The 7,965-nt window shown below is 62.3% G+C and carries 9 protein-coding genes; 3 read left to right on the top strand and 6 right to left on the bottom strand.

What is annotated here, in order from left to right:
- From AC2FM5_RS18600 to AC2FM5_RS18575, 6 genes are all read right to left on the bottom strand, one after another.
- A partial coding sequence (locus tag AC2FM5_RS18600) for a M3 family metallopeptidase (protein ID WP_496737379.1) occupies positions 1–1,648 on the bottom strand: 1,648 nt, incomplete at its 3' end.
- Between the two features lie 59 nt (positions 1,649–1,707).
- On the bottom strand, positions 1,708–2,754 hold the full coding sequence (locus AC2FM5_RS18595; protein ID WP_170438457.1) for a HesA/MoeB/ThiF family protein: 1,047 nt from the start codon (positions 2,752–2,754) through the stop codon (positions 1,708–1,710).
- Positions 2,754–3,209 carry a dUTP diphosphatase gene (dut, locus tag AC2FM5_RS18590; RefSeq protein ID WP_170342597.1) on the bottom strand — a complete coding sequence of 152 codons (456 nt, stop codon included), beginning with the start codon at positions 3,207–3,209 and terminating at the stop codon, positions 2,754–2,756. The genes AC2FM5_RS18595 and dut overlap by 1 nt, the downstream gene beginning before the upstream one ends.
- 39 nt (positions 3,210–3,248) lie before the next feature.
- On the bottom strand, positions 3,249–4,445 hold the full coding sequence (gene coaBC / locus AC2FM5_RS18585) for a bifunctional phosphopantothenoylcysteine decarboxylase/phosphopantothenate--cysteine ligase CoaBC (RefSeq protein ID WP_496737375.1): 1,197 nt from the start codon (positions 4,443–4,445) through the stop codon (positions 3,249–3,251).
- Positions 4,446–4,509: 64 nt separating this feature from the next.
- The gene (locus AC2FM5_RS18580; RefSeq protein WP_170365334.1) at positions 4,510–5,334 is read right to left on the bottom strand and encodes a ChaN family lipoprotein; all 825 of its coding nucleotides are present in this window, start codon (positions 5,332–5,334) and stop codon (positions 4,510–4,512) included.
- Positions 5,331–6,209, bottom strand: coding sequence for an RNA polymerase factor sigma-32 (locus AC2FM5_RS18575; protein ID WP_093963433.1), 879 nt, complete (start codon positions 6,207–6,209; stop codon positions 5,331–5,333). Before AC2FM5_RS18575 ends, AC2FM5_RS18580 begins: the two co-directional genes overlap by 4 nt.
- 101 nt (positions 6,210–6,310) lie before the next feature.
- On the opposite strand from AC2FM5_RS18575, the gene cobU reads away from it, so the two are divergent.
- From cobU to AC2FM5_RS18560, 3 genes are all read left to right on the top strand, one after another.
- Positions 6,311–6,832 (top strand): bifunctional adenosylcobinamide kinase/adenosylcobinamide-phosphate guanylyltransferase, encoded by a 522-nt coding sequence (gene cobU / locus AC2FM5_RS18570; RefSeq protein ID WP_496737372.1) that lies wholly within the window; start codon positions 6,311–6,313, stop codon positions 6,830–6,832.
- Positions 6,829–7,407: a histidine phosphatase family protein gene (locus AC2FM5_RS18565; RefSeq protein ID WP_496737370.1), complete on the top strand. Its 579-nt coding sequence runs from the start codon at positions 6,829–6,831 to the stop codon at positions 7,405–7,407. The genes cobU and AC2FM5_RS18565 overlap by 4 nt, the downstream gene beginning before the upstream one ends.
- Positions 7,408–7,465: 58 nt before the next feature.
- Positions 7,466–7,965: glutathione S-transferase family protein (locus AC2FM5_RS18560; RefSeq protein WP_496737368.1), on the top strand; the 500-nt coding region annotated here is incomplete at its 3' end.

Raw genomic sequence — 7,965 nt, 5'->3', positions numbered from 1 at the left:
GGTCGACCAGCGCCGAGGCGACATATTCGACCGTCTGAAAACCCTGATCGAAATTGGCGGCACCCAGAACTCTGTCCAGCAGTTGCGGTGGCATCGGAGCTCCGGTTTCGGCATGAGTTGCAAACTCGGCCAAAACCTCCGGCACTTCCAGCCAATGCTCATACAGTTGGCTGGGCAGCTCCACGAAATCCCGGGCAACGCTGGTCCCCGAGATGCTGACATAGGTCACATCCGACAGCATCTGGTGCAGTGCGTGCCCGAATTCATGAAACAGGGTCCGTGCGTCGTCATATGACAGCAGCGCCGGATCGCCCTTGGCGAAGTTGCAAACATTGATGACGATTGGCGTCTGGACCTTGGGAAACTTGGCCTGCGCCCGCATCGCGCTGCACCACGCACCCGACCGTTTCGATCCACGCGCAAAATAGTCTCCGATGAATACGGCAACGTGTTTGCCACGCCGGGTCACCTCCCAGGCTCGGCAATCCGGATGGTACAGCGGCACGTCCAACGGCGCGAACTCCAACCCGAACAAGCGGTTGGCGCAGGTAAAGGCAGCCTCGATCATGCGCTCCAGCTGCAGGTAGGGTTTGAGTTCTGCCTCATCCAGATTATGCTCGGCCTTGCGCCGTTTTGCGGCATAGTACCGCCAGTCCCAGGGTTCGAGCGGACCGTTGACGCCATCCTCCTGCATCATCCGCGTCAGGATCTCCGCGTCGGCCTCGGCCCGGGCCTTGGCGGGTGCCCAGACCTGCATCAGCAAGTCGCGCACCCGTTCGGGGGTTCGGGCCATCTCGGTCTCGAGCTTGAAGGCCGCAAAGCTGTCATAGCCCAGCAGTTTGGCCCGTTCCTCGCGTAGCTGAAGGATTTCGGCGGCAATCGCTCGGTTGTCGGTCTCGCCTCCGTTTGCCCCGCGTGACGCCCAGGCACGGTAAGCCTTTTCGCGCAGGTCGCGACGTGGCGAGAACTGCAGGAACGGCACGATCAGAGACCGCGACAGCGTGACAACCGGCCCCTTGGCCCCTTTTTCCCGGCCGGCCGCGTGTACCGCATCGACAACGAAACCCGGCAGTCCCGCCAGATCATCTTCGGTCAGCTCCATGAACCAGCCACGCTCGTCCGCCAGCAGGTTTTGCGTGAACGCGGTGCCCAATGACGCCAGACGCGCCTTGATCTCCTGCATCCGGGCATCTTCCGCACCGTCCAGCGCTGCACCCGAGCGGACGAACCCGCGATGGGTGAGCATCAAAACCCGATCCTGTTCCTCGGTCAGATCCAGCGTATCTCGTTTCGCCCAAAGGTCGTCCACACGCTGGAACAGCGCCTTGTTCGAGGAAATTGCGGCGAAATGCGCTGCAAGCTTGGGCGAAAACTCCCGTTGCAACGCCTCGCGCTCCGGGTTGCTGTCTGCGCCAGCGACCGTGAAGAACACCGACAGAACCTTGTTCAAGGCCTCGCCCGCCGCTTCCAGCGCTTCGATCGTGTTGGCAAAACTCGCGGGCTGAGTATTCGCCGCGATGGTGTCGATCTCGTCGGCATGGGCCTGCAGAGCAGCTTCCAGTGCAGGGGCAAAATCGTCATCCGAGATTTCGGCAAAGGGCGCGATTTCGAACGGGATTGTCCAGTCGGACAGGATCGGATTGGTCATTGGGGTCTCCTTCAAGCGTCAAGCTAGGAATGCCGGGCAAGATCGTCCAGTGGCCGCGATCAAACGGGTTGACCGCAAACCGGGCAATCGTCCCGCCGGGACAGGGTGATCTTGCGGCTTTCGCCATAAAGCGCGTCATAGATCAGCATCTCGCCACGCAAGGCCTGACCTGCCCCCGTGACTACCTTGACCGCCTCGACCGCCATCATCGCCCCCACCACGCCCGGCAGTGGCCCGACCACCCCGGCCTCGGCGCAGGAGGGCGCCAGACCCGGCGCAGGCGCTTCGGGAAAAATGCATTGGTAGCAGGGAGCGTTGTTGGCGGGGTCAAACACGCTCAGTTGGCCTTCCCATTGGGACAGCGCGCCTGAGATCAGGGGCTTGCCCAAAGCCACCGCGGTGCGGTTGGTCAGATACCGGGTTTCGAAATTGTCGGTGCCGTCGAGGATAAGGTCATAATCCGCGAACAGGTCGGCCGCGATGTCGTCCGTCAGGCGGCGGTGATAGGGGCGAACGATGACATTGGGGTTCTGCGCCTCCATTGCTTGCTGCGCAGAAAAGACTTTGGGCATTCCGATGTCTGCATCCCGATGGATGACCTGCCGCTGCAGATTGGCATTCTCGACGACGTCATCATCAATGACGCCAATCGTGCCCACGCCGGCGGCGGCAAGGTACTGCAGCGCCGGTGCGCCCAATCCACCTGCCCCGATCACCAATACCCGAGCGGTCTTCATCCGTTTCTGCCCGGGTCCACCAAGCTCGCGCAGGACGATGTGACGGGCATAGCGCTCCAGTTCGGCTTCGCTGAACTGGTCAGATGGGCTGTGCGGTCGAATATCCGACGGTGGATTGGCCCGGCGCCTCAGGGCTTTCACCACAGCGCCATAACCCATGGCCAGCAGAACGAAACCACCCAGGATCAGCCACATCGCGGCCGAGCCGCCTGTGGCCTCGCGCAGTGGGTTCCCGTCGGGCAAAACCAGATGAGACAGAACCACACCTGCCAGCAACACCAAAACCGACACCCAACGGGCAGTACGCGAGGCACCAGCGAGGTAGCCAAGCCCCCACAGCCCCGCTGCCAGTGCCAGTACCAGAACCATCAGGCGCGCCCCGTGGATCCGAACCCACCGGAACCGCGCTGCGATTCCTGCAGGCTGTCCGCCATCTCGAACCGCGCCTGGATCACCGGGGCCACGACAAGCTGCGCAATTCTGTCGCCATGTCCGATTTCAAAGGCTTCCTGACCCGCATTCAGCACGATCACCCCCAAGGGACCGCGATAGTCGCTGTCGATCGTGCCCGGTGCGTTCGGCAGCGTGATCCCGTGTTTCAACGCAAGTCCCGAGCGCGGACGCACCTGGATCTCATATCCATCCGGAATCTCTACCCGCAGGCCGGTCGGAACCAAGGCGCGCTCACCGGGTTGAAGGGTGATCGATCCTCGATCAGGCAGGTTGGCCCGCACATCCGCGCCGGCTGCCCCGGCCGTTTCATAGGACGGCAATGCAATGGCCGGATCGGCCCCGTCTTCTCGGATCACCCGGATTGCCACCATCAGCGCATCCCAACCTTCATCTTCTGTCAAACAACCGCATCACAGCGCCAGCGCGGCTGCGATCTTTTCCGCCAGCCGCGCGGCCACTGCGTCCTTGCCCATGCGCGGCCACTCCTCGGCACCCGCATCCGATATCAGAACGACCGCATTTTCGGCTCCACCCATGATGCCGGTCATCGGACTGACATCATTGGCCAGGATCCAATCGCACCCTTTGCGCGCCCGCTTGGCGGTTGCGTGGGCGATCACATCATCCGTCTCGGCGGCGAAACCCACGACCAAGCTGGGTCGGCCGGTCTCCAGATGCGAAATCCGTTTGAGGATGTCCGGGTTTTCGGCAAATTGCAGTGCAGGCATTCCGTCGCGGCTTTTCTTCAACTTGCGGTCTGATGCCCCGTCTACCCGCCAATCGGCCACGGCTGCGGCAAACACGCCCGCATCCACCGGCAGAGCCGCGTCCACCGCATCCGACATTTGTTGCGCAGTCTCAACCTGCACAACCTGGACGCCCTGGGGTGGTGGCACATCCGCGGGGCCGGTTACGAAAACGACTTCGGCCCCCAGGGCCGCCAAAGCGTTGGCAATCGCCGTCCCCTGCGCCCCCGAGGATCGGTTTGCGATGTACCGAACCGGATCAATCGGCTCATGCGTCGGCCCCGACGTCACGAGAATCCGCTTACCCTTCAGTGGGCCATCCGACAAGGCAGACTCGACCGCCGCCACGATTTCGAGAGGTTCTGACATGCGGCCGGGGCCGAACTCGCCACAAGCCATGTCACCGTCATTGGGTCCGACAAACCGGACGCCGTCCGCGATCAACTGCTTGTGGTTCCGGCGAGTTGCCGGATGGTTCCACATCCGCACGTTCATCGCCGGCGCACATAAAACAGGGGTATCCGTGGCCATCAACAGGGTCGATGCCAGATCATTGGCCAGACCCCCGGCCATCTTTCCCATCAAATCCGCAGTCGCCGGGGCCACGACGATCAGATCAGCCGAACGTGACAGCTGGATATGTCCCATCTCGGCCTCGTCCGTCAGGTCGAACAGATCACGATAAGCTTTTTCACCGGCAAGTGCAGACACGGACAAGGGGGTCACGAATTCCTCGGCAGCGCGGGTCAGGACCGGGGTCACCGCCGCCCCGCGCTCCTTCAACCTTCGGATCAGATCCAGCGATTTGTAGGCCGCGATCCCACCGCCAAGGATCAGGAGGATCCGTTTGGATGCCAGCATGTTCAGCCCTTCCCGGTCGTGCTCGGCCTCGACACTATGCAACCCATGCCCCGAGTTCCAGCGCTTAATTCTGGGACTCGAAGGCCTTGCAAGGGTCTTCGCGTTCGGCCGCGGGGCTGTCAATCACCGCGTCAAATTCACCGGTCACGACACCGTCTTCGGCCTGACCGAGAACAAAGACCTTAAGGCCCGGACGCAGGCGCGACAGAAAGGTCGGAATGCCCTGATCCTTGCGCGCGTGCCCGTTTCCGGTAATCACCGCCACCGGACCGCCAGTTTCATCAATTGCACGCAGAATGGCCCGGGTCAGAACAGCATCGCGCAGACGCTGGATCGCCACCAGTTGCGGCAAGGCCTCGGCCGGAAGTGCGTTGCAATGCGCCGCCAGTTGCTCGGCCTCGCGCGCCGCCTGATCCTCGGGCGCCAACGGAATGTTCAACCCATATCGCGCCGCATCCGCCCCCAGAGTCGTTGCGGCACCGCGTTCCATCGCCGCACGCGCAGCCGCACGTGGCACCATCGCTCCGTATACCGGAGCCTCTGATGCTTGGAAAACAGGGTAATACATGCTGAGCGGCGGCCATCCCGTTTCGGCCCATCTCAGGATGCGTGACAGCTCCTCAGGATTCGAGGCGGCAGTCTGCGCCAGTCTCTGAGCCCCTTCCTCGGTCACCATTTCCCAGACCATTGCAGACGGATCGATGTCCGCAATCGCTTCGGTCTGGACCAGGTGATGCAGCGGGTTGTCGTGAACTTCGCCAAGGATCACGACATCTGCGTCCCTCATCTGTGCCAATATATCGTCGGGAATAAGGTCCCCGGCCAGAACTGGCCGGGTCAAAAGTGTCAGCGACAGCACGGCCGCCGTCAGAATCGCAAGATGTCTCATGCGAAGAAGTGTTGCACCTCGCGCGATTGAGCTTCAAGGTTCTTGCGCATCTTCACGAACGCCGCTGCCTCAAGCTGTCGCACCCGTTCCTTGGACAAACCCAGTTCCTGACCCAGGCTTTCCAATGTGCGCGCCGGCTCACGCAGCTTGCGCTCGCGAACGATGAACCGTTCCCGATCGTTGAGCGCCTGCATCGCCGTGATCAACCATTCCCGCAACTGGCGGGTATCGTGGCTGTTCTCGACAGTTTCAGCAGCCTGCTCGCGATCATCCTCCAACGCGTCGATCCACTCGCGACCATCCTCGTCAGCCGATTGAACGGCGTTCAGCGAAAAGTCTGAGCCGGCCAACCGACCGTGCATCATTTCCACATCGCGCAGCGGTACACCGATCTCGGCCGCAATCATCTGGTGCAGCTGATGGCGGTCCAATTCGACGCCATCGGTCGCGGCTTCGCGCTCCAGCCGCGCCTGAACGCGCCGCATGTTGAAGAACAGGGATTTCTGGGACGAGGTCGAACCGGTCCGCACCATCGACCAGTTGCGCATCACATAATCCTGAATGCTGGCCTTGATCCACCACACCGCATAGGTCGAAAAGCGGACCCCGCGATCCGGGTCGAATTTGTCAGCGGCCTTCATCAGGCCCAGCCCGGCCTCTTGGATCAGGTCATTCATCGGCGCGCCATAGCGTTTGAACTTGGCCGCCATTGAAATGGCCAGACGCATATAGGCCGTTATCAATCGGTGAAGGGCCTGTTCGTCGCGCTCGTCGCGCCAGGCATAGGCCAGGCGCAATTCGGTTTCCGCATCCAGCAATTCGGCTTTCATAGCCTGCCGGGACATCGAGAAGTCGTTCGGGTTATCCAGTGCCATGCAGCTCTCCCATCTGTCGTAGGCGCCGCCGGTCTTGCCTTGCCGACGTATGGTCGATACGCAAGGGCGCACCGGGTGGATCACTGTAAAGGTAGTAAAAAATGCATCCCGATTTAACCTTTGTGCTGGGTGGCGCGGCATCGGGAAAATCTGCATTTGCCGAACAACTTGCTGTTTCAACAGGAAAAATCCGCGTCTACCTGGCAACATCACAAGTGTTTGATGATGAAATGCGCCTAAAAATCAGGCGCCATGTGGACCAAAGAGGCGACGGCTGGGCCACGATCGAAGCCCCGATGGACCTGCGCCCGGCGCTGGCGGGGCTGAGCCGGGATCAGGTCTGTCTTATCGATTGCGCCACGATGTGGCTCAGCAATCACCTGCTGGCCGACAGCGATCTTGAACAGGAACAGGCCGCCCTTCTGGCCGCACTACGGACCTGCCCCGCGCAGGTCGTTATCGTCTCCAACGAAGTGGGGCACGGTATCGTCCCCGACAATGCGCTGGCCCGCAAGTTCCGCGAGGCGCAGGGGCGGTTGAACATCGCCCTCGCCGCCCAAGCCGGCCTTGTGGTTCAGGTCATCGCGGGACTACCGCAGGTTTTGAAAGGCCAGTTGCCGTGACCCGGTTGCACCTCGTCCGCCACGGCCCGACCCATGCCAAAACGATGGTGGGCTGGTCCGATATTCCCGCCGACCTGAGCGACCACGCGGCCCTCGCGCGCCTGCATGACCACCTGCCGCAGGATGCGCTGGTCGTTTCGTCGGACCTGTCGCGCGCCGCGGATACGGCCACGGCCATTCAGGGCACGCGTCGCCGGCTGCCGCACCATCCCGACCTGCGCGAGATCCATTTCGGCACGTGGGAGATGCGCGCATTCGCCGAGATCGAGGCCGAAGACCCCGAACTGGCCTTTGCCTATTGGGACAGCCCCGGCGACGTGCGCCCGCCCAACGGCGAAAGCTGGAACGCGGTCCGCGCGCGGGTCGACGCGGCGATCGACGGGTTGATCGGTATGCATACAGGCGCCGATCTGGTGATCGTGGCCCATTTCGGCGTAATCCTGACCCAGGTACAGCGCGCCCTTGACATGGACGCGCAACGGACCTTTGCCCATCGCATCGACAACCTGTCGGTGACCGAGCTGGCCTTTGACGGCAGAACTTGGTCGGCCGGCCGGATCAATCATCTTCCGTGAACGCAACACGCACAAATCGGCGTTTTACTGATTCCAGAAGTTCGGCCATCCTCGGGCCATGACCTATGACCTTTTCATCGGGGACCGCCTGTTTTCCAGCTGGTCCATGCGCGGCTGGCTGATACTGGAAAAATTCGGCCTGCCCTACACGACCCACATGATCGGCCTGTATTCAGGCACGATGGCCCGGGACATGCAGCCGCTGGTCCCGGCCCGTCTGGTCCCCGCGCTGCGCCTGCCCGACGGCACGGTGGTCGGCGAAAGTCTCGCCATGGCCGAGACGCTGGCCGAACGCCACCCCGATGCCGGGCTTTGGCCGCAAGACGCTGCTGCCCGCGCAACCGCCCGTTGGCTGTGTGCCGAGATGGTTGCCGGGTTCCACGCGCTGCGGTCGGCCTGCCCCATGCAACTCAAACACCGCTGGAAAGGGTTCGAGCCGTCCGGCGAAACCCGCGCCGATCTGACCCGGATCGAGACCCTGTGGGCGCATGCGCGCAAAATCTCAGGCACGGAGACCGGCCCATTGTTCGGCGGCTATTCGCTGGCCGATGTGTTCTA

Source organism: Ruegeria sp. BHSA162 (assembly GCF_059613385.1).
This window is presented reverse-complemented; position numbering and strand designations above follow the sequence as displayed.

Coding starts and splice junctions, on each gene's coding strand:
- AC2FM5_RS18595 (WP_170438457.1), bottom strand. CDS start 2,754: ATGGTTCTGGTACTGGCACTGGCAGCGGGGCTGTGGGGGCTTGGCTAC.
- dut (WP_170342597.1), bottom strand. CDS start 3,209: ATGGTGGCAATCCGGGTGATCCGAGAAGACGGGGCCGATCCGGCCATT.
- coaBC (WP_496737375.1), bottom strand. CDS start 4,445: ATGCTGGCATCCAAACGGATCCTCCTGATCCTTGGCGGTGGGATCGCG.
- AC2FM5_RS18580 (WP_170365334.1), bottom strand. CDS start 5,334: ATGAGACATCTTGCGATTCTGACGGCGGCCGTGCTGTCGCTGACACTT.
- AC2FM5_RS18575 (WP_093963433.1), bottom strand. CDS start 6,209: ATGGCACTGGATAACCCGAACGACTTCTCGATGTCCCGGCAGGCTATG.
- cobU (WP_496737372.1), top strand. CDS start 6,311: ATGCATCCCGATTTAACCTTTGTGCTGGGTGGCGCGGCATCGGGAAAA.